We start from the raw sequence: 16,436 nt of genomic DNA on the forward strand, positions 1-16,436 counted from the left end.
ACCGGCGACGGGGACAACGGCAGCCGGGTCTCACCCGGCTCGCTACTGCTGCCCTCCTGGGCAGGAGCGTCGGTCATGGCGGGATTATATAGCTGAATCGACCTGGTTCAGCTGGGCTGACGGCCCGGCGTCTCGTCGCGGATCCCGGCCGCCTCGTCGACGATCAGCAGATCCCGGCGCATCAGGTCGGCCCGGTAGGCGGCCCGGCAGATGATGTGGGCAGCCACCGGCGCGGTCATCATCTGGAAGACCGCCACCAACACCAGGGTGGCCAGCTCCGTACCGCTGGACAACCGCAGCGCCAGGCCGGAGAGCATCAGCAGCAGACCCAGCACCTGAGGCTTGGTCGCGGCGTGCATCCGCGACGCGACGTCGGGAAACCGCAGCAGACCGATGGCAGCCGCCACGCTGAGCAGCGCGCCCCCGATCAGGAACACCCCGGACAGTACGGTCACGACAGCGGTCACTGTTCCTCCCGACGCTCGGCCGCCGCGACCGCCGCCGAGCGGGCCGCCACGAACCGGACGATGCTCACCGTGCCGACGAAGCCGAGCAGCGACAACACCACCAGCACCGGCAGGGTGGTGGCGTGCTGGTTGATGGCGGCCTCGGCGGCGATGCCACCGACGATGATCGCGATCAGTACCTCGGCGGCCACGACCCGGTCCAGCAGGGACGGGCCACGGATGATCCGGCCGACGGCCAGCAGGGCCGCCGTACCCAACGCGACGGCGACCACGACGGCGACCGCGCTCATGCGACCTCTCCTCTCGCCGGTGCCGGCAGGTCGAGTTGGCGGACCTCGTCGGCCGAGCCGACCGCGCGCACGATCCGGGCTTCCAACGCGAGCACCTTCTCCCGGGCCCGTTCGACGTCGCGCACGTCACGCACGTCGAGTACGTGGACGTAGAGCGTGCCGCTGGCCGGGTCGGCCTCGGCGACCAGGCTGCCGGGCACCAGCGACAGCGCCTCCGCCGTCAGCGTCAGGTTCAGATCCGTGCGGACCCGCAACCGGACCGCGATCACCGCGCTGCGCGGCACGTGCCCGAACCTGACGGCGGTCCAGGCCACCTGGGCGCTGGCCACCAACAGGTCGATCAGGAACCGACCGAGGAAGCGCAGTACGGCCAGCGGCCGGACCCGCCCTTCGAAGGCCACCGGCGGCAACGGGAACACCGTGATCACCACCAGCGCGACCAGGGTGCCGCCGATCAGGTTGCCGACCGACAGGTCACCGTAGAACAGGTTCCAGAGCGCCACCAGTGCGGCGACGGCGATCAGTTGGCTGCGCCACCGGGCGGCCTTGGTGACGGGACTCATGGGGCTCCCTGCGGGAATACCGCTTCGACGTACGGGGTGCGGTCGACCAGGTTGGCCGCCGCTTCGGTGCTGATCTGGAACAGCGGCCCGGCCAGCACCGTCAGCGCCAGCCCGAGGACGACCAGGGCGGTCGTCGCGCCGACCAGCAGCGGAGGCATCGGCTCCACCGCCCCGGGACCGCCCGCCGCCAGCGGCGTGGAGTCCGAATCGGTCGACGGCACCCGGACCGCGACCGGCGCGGCGGTCGCGGTACCCGATGACGCGACGGTCGACGTACCCGTCGGCGCGGCGGTCGGGCCGCCCGCGACGACCGGCCGGGAGCCCGTCGACGCGTCCTGCCGCCAGGCCCTGCCCGGGAGCGGTTCGGCCTCGGACTGGGCGTCACCGGACACGGCGTCCGGCGCCGGCTTGCGCCAGAACGCCAGATTCCACACCCGGGTCACCGCGTACAGGGTGAGCAGGCTGGTCACCGTGCCGCCGGCGACCAGCGCCCAGGCCAACGGGCCGCCGTCAGCGACGCCGGCCTGCAGCAGACCCAGTTTGCCGAGGAACCCGGAGAACGGCGGAATCCCGGCCAGGTTCAATGCCGGCAGGAAGAACAGTACGGCGAGCAGCGGTGCCGCGCGGGCGAGCCCGCCGAGACGTTCCAGGTTGGTGCTGCCACCCCGGCGTTCCACCAGTCCGGTCGCCAGGAACAGGGTGGTCTGGATGGTGATGTGGTGCACCACGTAGAAGATCGCCGCGGCCAGCCCGGCGGCGGTGCCGAGTGCCACCCCGAACAGCATGTAGCCGATGTGGCTGACCAGGGTGAACGACAACAGTCGCTTGATGTCGGACTGGGCGACCGCACCCAGGATGCCGACCACCATCGTCAACAGGGCGACCACCAGCAGCATGTCCCGGGTGCGTCCGCCGGGGAACAACAGGGTCTCGGTACGGATGATCGCGTACACGCCGACCTTGGTCAGCAGGCCGGCGAAGACGGCGGTGACCGGCGCCGGCGCCGTCGGGTAGCTGTCCGGCAGCCAGGCCGACAGCGGGAACACCGCGGCCTTGATGCCGAACGCCAGCAGCAGCATCAGCTGCAGCACCAGCCGCAGATCGTCGGGCAGGCCGTCGAGTCGCGCGGCCAGCTGGGCGAGGTTCACCGTACCGGTGGCGGCGTAGATCAGCCCGATCGCGGTCAGGAAGATCACCGACGACAGGATGCTGACCACCACGTACGTCGTGCCGGCCCGGATCCGTACCTCCGTGCCGCCGAGGGTCAGCAGTACGTAGCTGGCCCCGAGCAGGATCTCGAAGCCGACGTACAGGTTGAACAGGTCGCCGGAGAGGAAGGCGTTGGTCACCCCGGCGGTCAGGATCAGGTACGTGGGGTGGTAGATGGCCACCGGGGTGCTCTCCCGGCCGTCGGCCCGACCCTCGCCGATGGAGTAGAGCAGCACGCACAGCGTGACGGCGGTGGAGACGACCAGCATCAGCGCGGCGAGCTGGTCGGCGACCAGCGCGATACCCAACGGCGCCGGCCAGCCGCCCACCAGGACCACCTGTGGACCGTGCAGGTGCGCGGTGACCAGCAGGGCCAGGGCCACCCCGAAGGTGACGGTGAGGACCGCGACGCTGGTGGTCCGCTGCGCCCGCGGGTGCCGGGCCAGCACCAGGGTAATCCCCGCACCGAGCAGCGGCAGGATCACCGGCAGGGGCACCAGAAACGTCACTTGCCGCTCCCTTCGAGATCGCCGGCGCGGGCCGGGGACTGGCGTGGCGCGCTGATCGCGTCGATCGGGTCGGTGTCGTCGTCCTCGTCGTCCTCGGCGTCGTCGTCGGCGTTCGGGCCCTGGTCGGCGACGGCCCGCTGCATGATCTGGCGGTCCTCCAGGTCGTCCTGTACCTCGTCGTGGCCGAAGAGCAGCCAACTGCGGTACGCCATGGCGAGCAGGAAGGCGGTGAGTCCGAGGGTGATCACGATGGCGGTGAGGATGAGCGCCTGGGGCAGCGGATCGCTCATCTCCTCCTGCGGGGTGACCTCGGCGATCGGCGCGCCGCCGGCCCGGCCGCCCAGCAGGATCAGCAGGTTGGCACCGTTGCCGAGCAGGATCACCCCGAGCACCACCCGGGTGAGGCTGCGTTCCAGCAGCAACGTGACCCCGGCGGCGAAGAGCACCCCGACGACGAGGACGAGTACGAGGTTGGGTGTCATGTCAGCTCCTCGATCCGACCGGCTCGGGGTCGCCGACACCGTCGGTGATCTCGTTCGTGGGCGTGTCGTCGACGTCGACGTCCGGTTCGGCCGACCGGGCGATCTGGCGGTCGACCTCGGCACCCAGGCTGCGCAGGATGTCCAGGACCAGGCCGACCACGATCAGGTAGACGCCGACGTCGAAGAAGAGCGACGTCACCAGGTGCACCTTGCCGATGACCGGCACGTGCAGATCGACGATGGCGCTCTGCAGGACGTCGCCGCCGACCAGGATCGGGCTGAGCCCGGCACCGACGGCGAGGAACAACCCGACCCCGAGGACCAGACCGGCGTCGACCGGGGCGGCCTCGTTGAGCTCGTACCGTCCGCCGGCGAGATACCGCACGGCGAGGGCGAGGCCGGCCACCAGTCCGCCGGCGAAGCCGCCGCCGGGTGCGTTGTGCCCGGAGAAGAGCAGGAAGATCGAGTAGACCAGGACCGCGTGGAACAGCAGCCTGGTGATCACCTCGAAGATGATCGACCGGCCACGGGGCGCCTGGGTGGCGCCGCCGCGCAACCAGATGCGTGCCCGCCGGGACCGCGCCGGTGGTCCGCCCGTCGATGGCTCGGCTCCGCCGGCCGGCCGGGGGCCCGGCCCGCCGGCCGGGGCCTCGACACTGGCCCGCCGGGGGCCCGGACCGGTACGGGGCCGTAGGAATACCAGGCTTGCCACGCCGGTGGCGGCCACGACCAGTACGGAGATCTCGCCCATGGTGTCCCAGGCGCGGATGTCCACCAGCGTCACGTTGACCACGTTGCGCCCACCGCCGTACTCGACGGCCTGCTCCGGGAAGGCGTCCGAGATCGGTGCGGCCTCCCGGCCGCTGACCGCCGCCGCCGCCATCCCGGCCATCACCGCGCCGACGGCCACCCCGAGCGCGATCCGGGCGTAGCGGCTCGACCGTAGCGGTCGTTCCGAGAAGTAGATCGGCAGCCGGCGCAGCACCAGCACGAACACGACGATGGTGATGGTCTCCACCAGGAACTGGGTCAGCGCCAGGTCCGGCGCGCCGTGCAGGACGAACATCAGCGCGGTGCCGTACCCGGTGACACCGGCGAGGATCACCGCCTTGAGTCGACGCTGCGCGCGTACCGTCGCGATCGCGGCGACGACCATCACGGCCGCGACCGCGACCTGCACCGGCGTGTCGTACCACCGCCACTGTTCCAGCCACGGGCGGTTGACCAGCAGCGCTCCGCCGGGCACGGCCACCAGGACCAGCAGGATGATGCTGAGGTACTGCGGCAGCGAACCCCGCTGGGTGGCACCGGTGACCTCGACCGAGAGCCGGTCCAGTCCGTGGGTGGACTGGGCGTACACGGTGGACCCGTCGGTGGGGGCGCGCAGCCGCCGCTGGATGGTCGCGACCCGGTCGCGCAGCACGAACAGCACCGCGCCGGCGGCGAGCGCGACCAGGGACAGCCCCAGAGCGGGGGTGAACCCGTGCCACAACGCCAGGTGGTAGTCGCCCGGTCCGAACAGGCCGGCGTACGGCGCGAGGATCTCGTCGACGGTGGCGGCCAGCGGGCCGAGGGCGAGACCGGTCAGGGCGAGGACGCCGACCGGGACGACGAAGGTCGCCCCGACCGGTGTGCTCGCCGTCGGTTCCTGGCCGGGTTTGCTGGCGAACGCACCCCAGACGAACCGCGCGCTGTACGCGGTGGTGAGCACCGCGCCGAGCACGATCAGCGCCAGGACCAGCGGATCCGGGGCGAACGCCGCCAGCACTGCTTCCTTGCCGACGAAGCCGAGCAGCGGTGGCACCCCGGCCATCGAGGCGGCGGCCAGCACGGCGGCGACGGCGACGAGCGGCATCCGCCGACCCAGCCCGCTCAGCTCGGTCAGGTCCCGGGTGCCGGCACACTTGTCGACGATCCCGACGACCAGGAACAGGGTGGCCTTGAACAGGGCGTGGGCGAGCAGCATGGTGATTCCGGCCAGTGCCGGATCACGGTCGCCGGCACCGGCGACCACCATCAGCAGGCCGAGCTGGCTCACGGTGCCGTAGGCCAGGAGCAGTTTCAGATCGGTCTGGCGCAGCGCCGCCCAGCCACCCACCAGCATCGTCGCGGTGCCGGTGACGACGATCAGCCAGTACCACCAGGGGTTCGCCGCATACACCGGGGACAGCAGCGCCACGAGGTAGACGCCGGCCTTGACCATGGCAGCGGCGTGCAGGTAGGCGCTGACCGGCGTCGGGGCCGCCATGGCGGCCGGCAGCCAGAAACTGAACGGGAAGATGGCCGACTTGGACAGCGCGCCGACCAGGATCAGCACCAGCGCGGCCGCCAGGTAGCCGCCGGACGGCGGCGTGCTCTCGACGATCTGCGACCAGCGGTACGTCCCGGCCTGCTCCCCGAGCATGATGAACCCGATCAGCATGGCGAGTCCGCCGAGGGTGGTCACGATCAGCGCCTGGGCGGCCGCCCGACGGCTGGCCCGTTTCTCCGGGTGGTGGCCGATGAGCAGGTAGGAGAAGACCGTGGTCAGTTCCCAGAAGACGTAGAGCAGAATCAGGTCGTCGGCGATGACCAGGCCGAGCATGGCTCCGGCGAAGCCGACGAAGACCGCGGTGAAGCGGCCGAGCCCGGGCTCGTCGGTGGTGAAGTAGCGGGCGCAGTAGATGAGCACCAGGGCGCCGACCCCACCGACGAGCAGCACCATCAGCCAGGACAGGGTGCCGGTACGCAGGGCAAGGTCGAGCCCCAACTGCGGGACCCAGGGGTAGGTTTCCTCGATCGGGCCGTCATCGCGTACCGCCGAGGTGTTGGCCAGTGCCCAGACGAACGCCGCACCCGGCGCGGCGGCCACCAGGTAGCAGGCACGCGGACCCCACCAGCGGACCAGAAGCGGCGCGATCAGCGCGGTCACGAGATGGACGATCAGCAGGACCAGCACACAGGGCTCCAGGTAGGTGTCGTCGCGGGCCGTCGGCCCGGGTCCGTTGACAGATTCGCATGGTTGGCGCGGCGGAAGGCGCCGGACGGCGTGTCGCCACCATGCGACGCGCAAGCTGTCCGGCCTGCCCTGCGAGGGTGCGGTGTCGGTGAGTCGGACACCGAGCGGTGCCGGCCGGGTCAGCTCGAGGTAGTGGCCAGGTCAGGCTGGGGTCGGCCGGGTGGTGCCCGGCTGCCGTTGCACCGGTGGGTGCCCCGGGTGACGTGGTCGCTGGAGCGGCGATGGACGCACCCCGCGCCGGTCTCCGGCCCGGACGGCCAGTCCGCGGCGAGCGCCGGGGCCAGCCCGGCCTGGTCGCCGCCAGCGGACCGGGGGCGGTCGTCGACGTGTTGCCGGTCGTCGCGCTCAGTGGCGGCGTCGTCGGCTCCGCTGCGCCCACCGGGCGAGATCGTCTGGTGCAGCAGGGCGGCACCGATGGAGGCCGGACCGGCGGCGATGGCAACGGCGGGTACGGCCACCGAACCGGCACCATGCACGGCGGTACCGGTCAGCAGGAAGAGCAGCGCGATGGCGACCCAGCGGGGGCATGACAGGCGGCGGATTCGCACCATCGTCGCCCCCCTCCACGCAGTTGTCGTCCCCGCTACCCTACCGGCCCACGGTCACCGGCCCCCGACCGTCGGGACCTGGATGGTAAGCCATCCTACGTGGTTGGGCAGTTACATCGCGGTTACCGACGCGTGGCGGGCACCGGACGGACCGCTACTCAGTCCATGATGGCTGGTCCGGGCGCGACCGACGGAGTGGGGCGCACGGCGGCGACGGCCGGGATCTGCAACAGGCCGCCGCGACCGGCCAGCACCATGTAGTAGTGCACCGTCGCCCGGACCCTTGCCCGGTCCGCCGCACTCGCCGAGGCGCTGTTCACCACCAACGCACCAAGCGCCTCGACGACGGGCTCCACCATCGCGGCGTCCGGGCCGGGATGCCGCAGCCGCAGCAGGGCGGCGAGCCCGTCCACCCGACGGAGCAGCACCTCGGTGTCGTGGTGCAGGCCGCGCTCGACGACGGGCATGGGGGTACTCCTCAGCAGACCGGATGATGACCGAAAGTTACTGCATAACTACTAAGTCGGGCAAGTCCGGTGTGCCGACTTCACCATGTTTTTTCGCCCTATGGTGGTCTCGGGTGCTGAACTGTCAGATCCAGCAGGCAGGATGAGGCGATGGTCCTGCAGCGGTTCGGTGCCGCCACCCGGGAGTGGTTCGGCAGCGCCTTCGCGGCACCGACAGCCGCCCAGCAGGGCGCCTGGGAGGCGATCAGCGACGGCCAGCACGCTCTCGTCGTCGCACCGACCGGGTCCGGCAAGACCCTCGCCGCCTTCCTCTGGTCGTTGGACCAACTGCTACGGACGCCCCCGCCGGCCGATCCCCGGCACCGTTGCCGGGTGCTCTACCTCAGCCCGCTCAAGGCCCTCGCCGTCGACGTCGACCGCAACCTACGTACCCCGTTGGTCGGCATCGGGCAGGCCACGGCCCGGCTCGGTCTGCCCGCGCCGGCGGTCACCGTCGGGGTACGCACCGGCGACACCCCGGCGGAGCAGCGTCGTGCCTTCGGCAAAGCGCCACCGGACATCCTCATCACCACCCCGGAGTCGCTGTTCCTGCTGCTGACCTCGGCCGCCCGGGAATCGTTGCGCGGCGTGCAGACGGTCATCGTCGACGAGGTGCACGCCGTCGTCGGCACCAAACGCGGCGCGCATCTGGCGCTGTCACTGGAACGGCTGGACGCGCTGCTCGCCGCGCCGGCCCAACGGATCGGGCTGTCGGCCACCGTACGGCCGGTCGAGGAGACCGCCCAGTTCCTCGGCGGCCGGCATCCGGTCCGGGTGGTCGCCCCACCCACCACGAAACTCATCGACGTCAGCGTCCAGGTCCCGGTGCCCGATCTGGCCCACCTCGACGAGCAGCCCGACGGTGACGACGACGCGCCGGGCCGTACCAGCCGGTCCATCTGGCCCGCCGTCGAGGAACGGGTCCTCGACCTGATCCTGCGCCACCGCTCCACCATCGTGTTCACCAACTCGCGCCGCTCGTCGGAGCGGCTCTGCGCCCGCCTCAACGAGCTCGCCGCCGACCGGGCAGCGGCGCAGGCTCCCGCCGACCAGCCGACGGCACCCACCGCCGGGGTCACGGCGGCGCAGCGGAGCACCCGGATGCCGGCGGAGATCATGGCCCAGTCCGACGCCGCCCGTGGCGCGCCGCCGGTGATCGCCCGTGCCCACCACGGCAGCGTCTCGCGCTCGGAGCGGCTGCAGATCGAGGAGGCGCTCAAGTCCGGCCGGCTCCCGGCGGTGATCGCCACCTCCAGTCTCGAGCTCGGCATCGACATGGGCGCGGTCGACCTGGTCGTGCAGATCGAGGCACCGCCGAGCGTCGCCGCCGGTCTGCAACGGGTCGGCCGGGCCGGGCACCAGGTCGGCGCACTGTCGGAGGGCGTGGTGCTGCCGAAACACCGGGGTGACCTGCTTGCCTGCACGGTCGTCACACAGCGGATGGCCGACGGTGAGATCGAACAGCTGCGGTTCCCCCGTAACCCACTGGACGTGCTCGCCCAGCACGTCGTCGCGATGGTCGCGGTCGACCCGTGGCGGCTCGACGAGCTCGCCACACTGGTCCGCCGGGCGGCCCCGTACGCCGAACTACCCGACTCGGCGCTGCACGCGGTGCTCGACATGCTCTCCGGCCGGTACCCGTCGACCGCCTTCGCCGAGCTGCGGCCCCGACTCGTCTGGGACCGCCACAGTGACCTGCTGACCGGTCGACCGGGCGCCCAGCGGCTGGCGGTGACCAGCGGCGGCACCATCCCCGACCGGGGACTGTTCGGGGTCTTCCTGGCCGGTGCCGCCCAGACCACCAGGGTCGGTGAGCTCGACGAGGAGATGGTCTACGAGTCACGGGTCGGCGACGTGTTCCTGCTCGGCGCCACTTCCTGGCGGATCGAGGAGATCACTGCGGACCGGGTGCTGGTCACCCCCGCACCAGGCCAACCCGCCCGGATGCCGTTCTGGAAGGGCGACCAGCCGGGGCGGCCGGTGGAGCTGGGCCGCGCGCTCGGTGCCCGGCTGCGCGAGCTGGGTCGGCTGGACGCCCCGACCGCGCGCGCCGCGCTGGGCACCACCGGGCTGGACGACTGGGCCACCGACAACCTGCTGCGATACCTCGCCGAGCAACGTGACGCCACCCGGGTGTTGCCGGACGACCGGACCATTCTCGTCGAGCGGTTCCGTGACGAGCTCGGCGACTGGCGGCTGGTGGTGCACAGCGTCCTCGGCGCCCAGGTCAACGGCCCCTGGGCGATGGCCATCGGTCGGCGGATCAGCGAACGGTACGGCGTCGACGCCCAGGTGCTGCCCGCCGACGACGGCATCGTCGTCCGGTTGCCCGACATGGTCGACACACCGCCCGGTGCCGATCTTGTCGTCTTCGACGCCGACGAGATCGGCCCGCTCGTCGAGGAGTCCGTCGGCGGGTCCGCGCTGTTCGCCGCACGGTTCCGGGAATGCGCCGCCCGGTCACTGCTGCTGCCCCGCCGGGATCCGCGTCGCCGGCAGCCCCTGTGGCAGCAGCGGCAACGCGCCGCTCAACTGCTCGACGTCGCCCGGGAGTTTCCCGATTTCCCGGTCACCCTCGAAGCCGCCCGGGAATGTCTACAGGACGTGTTCGACATGTCGGCCGTGACCGGGCTGATGGCCGACCTGACGACCCGTCGACTGCGACTCGTCGAGGTCGAGACCGCCCGGCCCTCACCGTTCGCCCGGTCGTTGCTGTTCGGATACGTCGGCGCGTTCCTCTACGAAGGCGATCTGCCGTTGGCCGAGCGCCGGGTCGCCGCGTTGAGCCTCGACGCGACGCTGCTCGGCGAGCTGCTCGGCCGGGTCGAGCTGCGGGAGCTGCTCGATCCGGCGGTGCTCGCCGAGACCCACCGTCAGCTGCGATGGCTCGACGGACACCGCCGGGTCCGCGACGCCGAGGACCTGGCGGAGATGTTGCGCGTACTGGGCGACCTGTCCGAGGCGCAGCTGCGCGAGCGGCAGGTGGATCCGGCCTGGCTGACGGAGCTCGTCCGGAGCCGACGCGCGATCGAGGTACGGGTCGCCGGCGAACAGCGCTGGATCCTGGTCGAGGACGCGGCGCGGCTGCGCGACGCCCTCGGCGTCGCGTTGCCGGTCGGCCTCGCCGAGGCCCACCTCGCCCCGGTCGACGACCCGCTCGATGACCTCGTCCGGCGTTACGCGCGGACCCGGGGCCCGTTCGACGCGACACAGTGCGCCCAACGGTTCGGGCTGGGCCGCTGGGTCGTCGAGCAGACGCTGCGCCGGTTGGCCGCGGCCGGCCAGGTCGTCGCCGGTGAGTTCACGATGGACCTGTCCGGGCCGCAGTGGTGCGACGCCGAGGTCCTGCGGATGCTACGGCGCCGGTCGTTGGCGGCCCTGCGTCGGGAGATCGAGCCGGTTCCGGCGGCGACGCTGGCCCGGTTCCTGCCCCGGTGGCAGCAGGTCGCCGGCACCGGGCGGGGGGTCGACGCCGTGGCGGCGGTGATCGAACAGTTGCAGGGGGTGGCCGTACCGGCCTCAGCGTTGGAACGCCTGGTGCTGCCGGCCCGGGTGCCCGACTACACATCGTCGTATCTGGACGAGCTCTGCGCCAGCGGCGAGGTCCAGTGGGCCGGTGCGGGCGCGATCGGTGCCAACGACGGTTGGGTGAGGCTGGTCTTCGCCGAGACCGCCGCGCTGGTGTTGCCGCCCCCGGAGGCGGCACTGACCATGACCCCGGTCCACACGGCCCTGCTCGACGCCCTCGCCGACGGGCAGGCGCTGTTCTTCCGGCAACTCGCCGACCGGGTCGCCGCGGCCGCCCCTGTCGACGGACCGACGGCCACCGACGCAGCTGGCGACGGACCGACGGCCACCGACGTGCCGGGCGGTGGTGTGGCCGGACACCGGTACGACCCGGGCACGATCGAATCGGCGCTGTGGGACCTGGTCTGGGCGGGCTGGCTGACCAACGACACCTTGGCGGCGCTGCGCGCCGTGCTGGGCCCCGGCGGAGCGCACCGGTCCCGCGCCGGTCAGCCGCCCCGGACCAGGTCCCGCCGGCCGGGTCGAGGGTTCGCGGTGCGCCCGGCGGCACCGACACTCGCGGGCCGCTGGTCGCGTCTGCCGGACCGGGACCCGGACCCGACGCGGCGGGCGGCGGCGCTCGCCGACGTCCTCCTGGAGCGGTACGGCGTGCTGACCCGTGGCGCGGTGGCCGGCGAGGGCACCCCGGGCGGCTTCGCCGCCGTATATCCGGTGCTGTCCGCTCTGGAGGAACGCGGGGCGGCCCGCCGGGGCTACTTCGTCGACGGGCTCGGCGCCGCCCAGTTCGCCCTGCCCGGCGCGGTCGAGCGGCTGCGGGAGTTGTCCGGACCGGCAGCGGACCGCCCGGACGGCGACCCGATGGTGCTGGCGGCGACCGATCCCGCGAGCCCGTACGGTGCCGCACTGCCGTGGCCGCAGCGGCCGGGCGAACAGGACGGGCACCGGCCGGCGCGCAAGGCCGGCGCCGTGGTGGTGCTCGTCGGCGGCGAACTGGTGCTCTACGTCGAACGCGGCGGCCGTAGCCTGTTGCGCTTCACCGACGACGGGCAGCGGCTGGCCGTGGCGGCTCGGGCGCTGGCCGCCACGGTGACCTCCGGCGCGCTCGGTGCCATCTCGGTCGAGCGTGCCGACGGCGAACCGGTCCGGGATTCGCCGCTGCATCCCGCGCTGGCCGCCGCCGGATTCCGGGTCACCCCGCGTGGCCTGCGCCTGCGCGGCTGAGGGTGGGTTTCTCGGCCCGCCCATGTTTGGGCAGCGTCCGAGGGATGCCGATCGACCACAACGGAGTCAACCGACCGCAATCGCAGGTCTGAAACGCTCCTGTGGAAGGCTTACCGGGTGGGCCCGCACTCCGTCGACAGATGTCCCTGCTGTGGTTACCGGACCGGATGCACCACCTGCCCTGTCTGCTTCTGGACCGACGACGGCCAGGGCGACCAGGACGCCGAGGTGGTGCGTGGCGGGCCGAACGGCGATCTGAGCCTGTCCCTGGCACGGCTCAACTTCGCGATCTACGGCGCGAGCCACCAGCGCTACGCCGACATCGTCCGGTCTCCCCGACCCGACGAGTACCCGTAGTGAATTTCGCCGTTTCACAGGGTCAACAATGTGCCGACATTCTGCTACCGTCGGCACATCGTTACCCCGGCGCAACACACGCTGCGCGCCACGACGCGGTTCACGCCAGAATTTGCAGTCTGTGAGCAACTCCCTGACCTGGCGCTTGAACCGTCGGGATCATCCGAACGGACGATGCCTGTGAGTTGAGTCAAATTAGCCACAGGAAGCGATTAAATGTGGCGCAGATCCAGCAATATTCATGCTGAGAGCATTGACGGGTCAGAGGCATTCGACATACGGTTCTGATCGTTCACATACTCCTCTATGGCTTCACTCGGAGGTTGAGAAACTATGGCCCGGGCACGATCTGCGGCATCCACTCCACGCCGACTGACAGTAGTCCTGGTGGGCATGGTCGCCGGACTGCTCGCGCTGCCGGGCGTCGCGGTTGCCCAACAGTCCGGAGCGACCCAGCTCGGCGCCGCCGACATCGCGCTGCTCAACGGAGTCCGGCTGGCCGGGCTGTGGGAGATCCCCGCCGGGCAGCTGGCAGCCGAGAAGGGCAGCACGCAGCGCGTCCGTGAAGTGGGCGCCGAGATCGCCAAGCAGCACATCGAGCTGGACCTGCTGGCCGTCGAGGCCGCCAACAAACTCGGTGTTGAACTGCCCACCGACCCCACGCCGACCCAGCAGGGCTGGGTGGACGAGATGAAGGTGGCGACCGGGGCCCGGTTCGACCGGATCTTCGTCGAGCGGCTCCGCGCCGCGCACGGCAACATCTTCCCGGTCATCGGTGCGGTCCGGGCCAGCACCCGCAACGACGTCGTCCGGCAGCTCGCGCAGGACGCCAACGGCTTCGTCCAGACCCACATGACGCTGCTGGAGAGCACCGGCCTGGTCCGCTACGGCGAGTTGCCGCCGGTGGCGATGCCCGCCCCGCCGGACGACAGCCTGTTCGCGGCGGTCGCGGCAAACGCCGAGCTGGGCACCGGCATCAACTCGACCGCCGTCTGGGTGATCCTGGGTGCCGCGCTGGTGCTCGGCACCGGTGCGACCTGGGCGGTCTTCCGACGACGATACTGACGCGTGACACGACGCGGGGGTGGCGGAGGGTATCCGCCACCCCCGCGTCGTGTCACGCCCGGATCGGGCAGGATGGGATCGTGCCCGAAGGCGACACGGTCTGGAACACCGCCGAGCGGTTGCGGCAGGCGCTGGCCGGGCAGCGGCTCACCGGCAGCGACCTGCGGGTCCCGCAGCTGGCGACGACCGACCTGTCCGGCTGGCTGGTGCACGACTGCGCCAGCCGTGGCAAGCACCTGCTGCTACGCCTCGCCGCGCCGGACGACCGGCGTTACACACTCCACTCCCACCTGCGGATGGACGGCAGCTGGCGGGTCTACCGCAGCGGCGCCCGCTGGACCGGCGGCCCCGCCCAGCTGATCCGGGTGGTGCTGCGGACCGCGACGGTGGTCGCGGTCGGATACCACCTGCACGAGCTGACGATCGTACCGACGCGGCAGGAAGCGCGGCTGACCGGCACGCTCGGCCCGGACCTGCTCGGCGCGGACTGGGATCCGGCGGAGGCGGTACGGCGGCTGGCCGCCCACCCCGAGATCACCGTCGCCGAGGCCCTGCTCGACCAGCGCAACCTGGCGGGCATCGGCAACGTGTACGCCTGTGAGGTGCTGTTCCTGCGCGGCGTCGCGCCGTGGACACCGGTGGGTGCGGTGCCGGACCTGCCGGCGCTGGTCGACCTGGCACACCGGCTGCTGCGGGCGAACCGGGGCCGGCCCCGTCGCAGCATCACCGGCCTACCGGCGGCGGGCACATACGTGTACGGGCGCGCGCACCAGCCGTGCCGCCGCTGCGGTACGGCGGTACGACGGGCCGAGCTCGCCGGTCGGGTCAGCTACTGGTGCCCGAACTGTCAACCGGACCGGCGTGGCGCCGCAGCTCCGCCAAACCGGCGGCGACCCCCCGGAGCAGATCACTCGCCTCGGTGAGCCGGTGCACCGACGGGTGCTCACCGATCGCCCGGCCGTCCTCGGCGACGTAGCCGGCCGCTGCCGCGACCATGCCCTCGTAGGCGACGATCCCGGCCTGCATCTGCTCGACGAGCACCTGGTGGGAGTTGACGAGCGTGGCGTCGGTCGGGGCCAGCCGCAACGCCTTCTCCACGCTCGCCACCCGGTAGACGAGGTCGCGCAGGGACCGCTCGGCCACGGCCGCCTCCAGCTGAACCGACTCGGCCGGACCGGTCAGCCGTGGTGTCAGCTCGCCGAGGGTCCCCGCCGCGCGATCCAGCCGGGACCAGGGTTCAGCGGCGGCGGTGCCACGCAGGGCGAGCAACGCCTGCTGGCGGCGTACCTCACCGACCGCGGCCCGCCCGAGCGGGTTGCGCTCCACGGCGGCGACCAGCCGTTGCCGGGCCTGCCGCCCGGCGATGGCCGGGTCGGCCTCCGGTGGCGGTGGCTGCGCGGTGAGCGCCCGCAGATCCGACCACCGCCACGCGGCCAGCGCGGTGCTCGCACCGGCCGCGGCCGCCCAGATGGCGTCGACGGCGCTCACGCCGCCGAGTGGCAGGAGAACCGCCGTCGCGCCGCCGAAGCCACCGGCGAGCACGCTCCACCGCCGCGCGGACCGACGGAACCGGCGCAGGTTGCGAAAGTAGCGGGTACGTGGATCTGCCACCGGTTGCTCCTCCCGCCGGCCGGCCGGTCAGCGCCGCCGGCGCTCAGCTGGCGGCGCTGGCGTCACCGGCGCCCTTGTCCTTGTCCTTGGCCATCGAGGCACGCAACTGGTCGAGGCGGGCGACGCCGGCGCTGTCCGCGGCTGCGGCCTGTGCCTGGCCGGACTCGACCGCCGGGGAGGGCTGGGCCCCGGCGAGCTGCTCGCCGGCCATGCTCGCCCGGATCTGGTCCAGTCGCGACGAGCCGGCCAGATCCAGGGTGGATTTCTGCACTTCCAGCATGCGTCCCTCGACCGAGTTGCCGGCCAGCTCGGCCCGGCCCATCGCGGTGGCGTACCGCTGCTCGATCTTGTCGCGCACCTCGTCCAACGACGGGGTGTTCTTCGGTGCCGCGAGCGCCGACATCGACTCCAGCGAGGCGGCCACCGTCTCCTGCATCTTGGCCTGCTCCAGCTGGCTGAGCAGCTTGGTGCGCTCGGCGAGCTTCTGCTGCAGGATCATCTGGTTGTTCTCCACCGCCTGGCGTGCCTGGGCCGCCGCGGCCAGCGACTGGTCGTGCAGGGCCTTGAGATCCTCCATCGACTGCTCGCCGGAGACCAGCTGGGTGGCGAGCGTCTGAGCGGTCTGCTCGTACTTGGCGGCCTCGGCCTCGTTGCCCTCGGCGCGGGACTTGTCGGCCAGCACGAGCGCCTGGCGGGCCATCCCCTGCAGCCGCTCGACCTCGCTCATCTGCCGGGACAGCTTCATCTCCAGCTGCCGCTGGTTGCCGATCACGGCTGCGGCCTGCTGGACCAGCGCCTGGTGCTGTCGTTGGGCGTCCTCGATCGCCTGTTGGATCTGCACCTTGGGATCGGCATGCTCGTCTATCTTGGCGCCGAACAGCGCCATCAAGTAGCGCCAACCCTTGACGAACGGGTTCGCCATCTCCGCGGTATCCCCTCAATATCGGCGCGTACGGTCGGGTGACCTCAGGCGGGCCCGACCCGGGCAGTGGTGCGACGCACCCTCACCATCGTCCCAGGCCGACGCCACCGCGTCATGGGGCGTCAGTGGGAATTCCGCAGGGTACGCCGGTAGAGGATCA

At 71.8% G+C, this 16,436-nt stretch carries 14 protein-coding genes; 4 read left to right on the forward strand and 10 right to left on the reverse strand.

Features of this window, described 5'->3' with window-relative positions; all coding sequences use genetic code 11:
• Nucleotides 1–107: 107 nt before the first annotated feature.
• The 8 genes from mnhG to O7608_RS26180 all read right to left on the reverse strand — a co-directional run bounded on the left by mnhG (nucleotide 108) and on the right by O7608_RS26180 (nucleotide 7,533).
• Nucleotides 108–467: a monovalent cation/H(+) antiporter subunit G gene (gene mnhG, locus O7608_RS26145; RefSeq protein WP_289207092.1), complete on the reverse strand. Its 360-nt coding sequence runs from the start codon at nucleotides 465–467 to the stop codon at nucleotides 108–110.
• On the reverse strand, nucleotides 464–757 hold the full coding sequence (locus O7608_RS26150; RefSeq protein WP_289207093.1) for an MrpF/PhaF family protein: 294 nt from the start codon (nucleotides 755–757) through the stop codon (nucleotides 464–466). Before O7608_RS26150 ends, mnhG begins: the two co-directional genes overlap by 4 nt.
• Nucleotides 754–1,320, reverse strand: a complete 567-nt coding sequence (locus tag O7608_RS26155) for a Na+/H+ antiporter subunit E (RefSeq protein ID WP_289207094.1) — start codon at nucleotides 1,318–1,320, stop codon at nucleotides 754–756. Before O7608_RS26155 ends, O7608_RS26150 begins: the two co-directional genes overlap by 4 nt.
• A complete protein-coding gene (locus tag O7608_RS26160) occupies nucleotides 1,317–3,038 on the reverse strand; it encodes a Na+/H+ antiporter subunit D (RefSeq protein WP_289207095.1) in 1,722 nt (573 codons plus the stop codon). The genes O7608_RS26155 and O7608_RS26160 overlap by 4 nt, the downstream gene beginning before the upstream one ends.
• On the reverse strand, nucleotides 3,035–3,520 hold the full coding sequence (locus O7608_RS26165; RefSeq protein WP_289207096.1) for a Na(+)/H(+) antiporter subunit C: 486 nt from the start codon (nucleotides 3,518–3,520) through the stop codon (nucleotides 3,035–3,037). Before O7608_RS26165 ends, O7608_RS26160 begins: the two co-directional genes overlap by 4 nt.
• A 1-nt stretch (nucleotide 3,521) precedes the next feature.
• Nucleotides 3,522–6,458 (reverse strand): Na+/H+ antiporter subunit A, encoded by a 2,937-nt coding sequence (locus tag O7608_RS26170; protein ID WP_289207097.1) that lies wholly within the window; start codon nucleotides 6,456–6,458, stop codon nucleotides 3,522–3,524.
• Between the two features lie 179 nt (nucleotides 6,459–6,637).
• Complete coding sequence (locus O7608_RS26175) at nucleotides 6,638–7,069, reverse strand: hypothetical protein (RefSeq protein ID WP_289207098.1); 432 nt, start codon at nucleotides 7,067–7,069, stop codon at nucleotides 6,638–6,640.
• A 155-nt stretch (nucleotides 7,070–7,224) separates the two neighbouring features.
• On the reverse strand, nucleotides 7,225–7,533 hold the full coding sequence (locus O7608_RS26180; protein WP_289207099.1) for a hypothetical protein: 309 nt from the start codon (nucleotides 7,531–7,533) through the stop codon (nucleotides 7,225–7,227).
• A gap of 150 nt (nucleotides 7,534–7,683) precedes the next feature.
• On the opposite strand from O7608_RS26180, the gene O7608_RS26185 reads away from it, so the two are divergent.
• From O7608_RS26185 to O7608_RS26200, 4 genes are all read left to right on the forward strand, one after another.
• Nucleotides 7,684–12,321 (forward strand): ATP-dependent helicase, encoded by a 4,638-nt coding sequence (locus O7608_RS26185; RefSeq protein ID WP_289207100.1) that lies wholly within the window; start codon nucleotides 7,684–7,686, stop codon nucleotides 12,319–12,321.
• Between the two features lie 117 nt (nucleotides 12,322–12,438).
• Entirely contained in the window at nucleotides 12,439–12,678 is a 240-nt protein-coding gene (locus tag O7608_RS26190; protein WP_289207101.1) for a CPCC family cysteine-rich protein, read from the forward strand.
• A 393-nt stretch (nucleotides 12,679–13,071) separates the two neighbouring features.
• The gene (locus O7608_RS26195) at nucleotides 13,072–13,743 is read left to right on the forward strand and encodes a DUF4142 domain-containing protein (protein ID WP_289211041.1); all 672 of its coding nucleotides are present in this window, start codon (nucleotides 13,072–13,074) and stop codon (nucleotides 13,741–13,743) included.
• An 80-nt stretch (nucleotides 13,744–13,823) separates the two neighbouring features.
• On the forward strand, nucleotides 13,824–14,666 hold the full coding sequence (locus tag O7608_RS26200; protein ID WP_289207102.1) for a DNA-formamidopyrimidine glycosylase family protein: 843 nt from the start codon (nucleotides 13,824–13,826) through the stop codon (nucleotides 14,664–14,666).
• On the opposite strand, the gene pspM is transcribed toward O7608_RS26200, so the two are convergent.
• On the reverse strand, nucleotides 14,569–15,354 hold the full coding sequence (gene pspM, locus O7608_RS26205; protein WP_289207103.1) for a phage shock envelope stress response protein PspM: 786 nt from the start codon (nucleotides 15,352–15,354) through the stop codon (nucleotides 14,569–14,571). The genes O7608_RS26200 and pspM overlap by 98 nt on opposite strands.
• A gap of 43 nt (nucleotides 15,355–15,397) precedes the next feature.
• Nucleotides 15,398–16,276, reverse strand: a complete 879-nt coding sequence (locus tag O7608_RS26210; RefSeq protein ID WP_289207104.1) for a PspA/IM30 family protein — start codon at nucleotides 16,274–16,276, stop codon at nucleotides 15,398–15,400.
• Nucleotides 16,277–16,436 lie beyond the last annotated feature (160 nt).

Origin of the sequence: Solwaraspora sp. WMMA2056, assembly GCF_030345095.1 — a bacterium.
GTDB lineage: Bacteria > Actinomycetota > Actinomycetes > Mycobacteriales > Micromonosporaceae > Micromonospora_E.

Excerpts from the sequence above, each read along its gene's own strand:
- O7608_RS26150 (WP_289207093.1), bottom strand. The coding sequence starts at position 757 with ATGAGCGCGGTCGCCGTCGTGGTCGCCGTCGCGTTGGGTACGGCGGCC.
- O7608_RS26155 (WP_289207094.1), bottom strand. The coding sequence starts at position 1,320 with ATGAGTCCCGTCACCAAGGCCGCCCGGTGGCGCAGCCAACTGATCGCC.
- O7608_RS26165 (WP_289207096.1), bottom strand. The coding sequence starts at position 3,520 with ATGACACCCAACCTCGTACTCGTCCTCGTCGTCGGGGTGCTCTTCGCC.
- O7608_RS26175 (WP_289207098.1), bottom strand. The coding sequence starts at position 7,069 with ATGGTGCGAATCCGCCGCCTGTCATGCCCCCGCTGGGTCGCCATCGCG.
- O7608_RS26180 (WP_289207099.1), bottom strand. The coding sequence starts at position 7,533 with ATGCCCGTCGTCGAGCGCGGCCTGCACCACGACACCGAGGTGCTGCTC.
- O7608_RS26185 (WP_289207100.1), top strand. The coding sequence starts at position 7,684 with ATGGTCCTGCAGCGGTTCGGTGCCGCCACCCGGGAGTGGTTCGGCAGC.
- O7608_RS26195 (WP_289211041.1), top strand. The coding sequence starts at position 13,072 with ATGGTCGCCGGACTGCTCGCGCTGCCGGGCGTCGCGGTTGCCCAACAG.
- O7608_RS26210 (WP_289207104.1), bottom strand. The coding sequence starts at position 16,276 with ATGGCGAACCCGTTCGTCAAGGGTTGGCGCTACTTGATGGCGCTGTTC.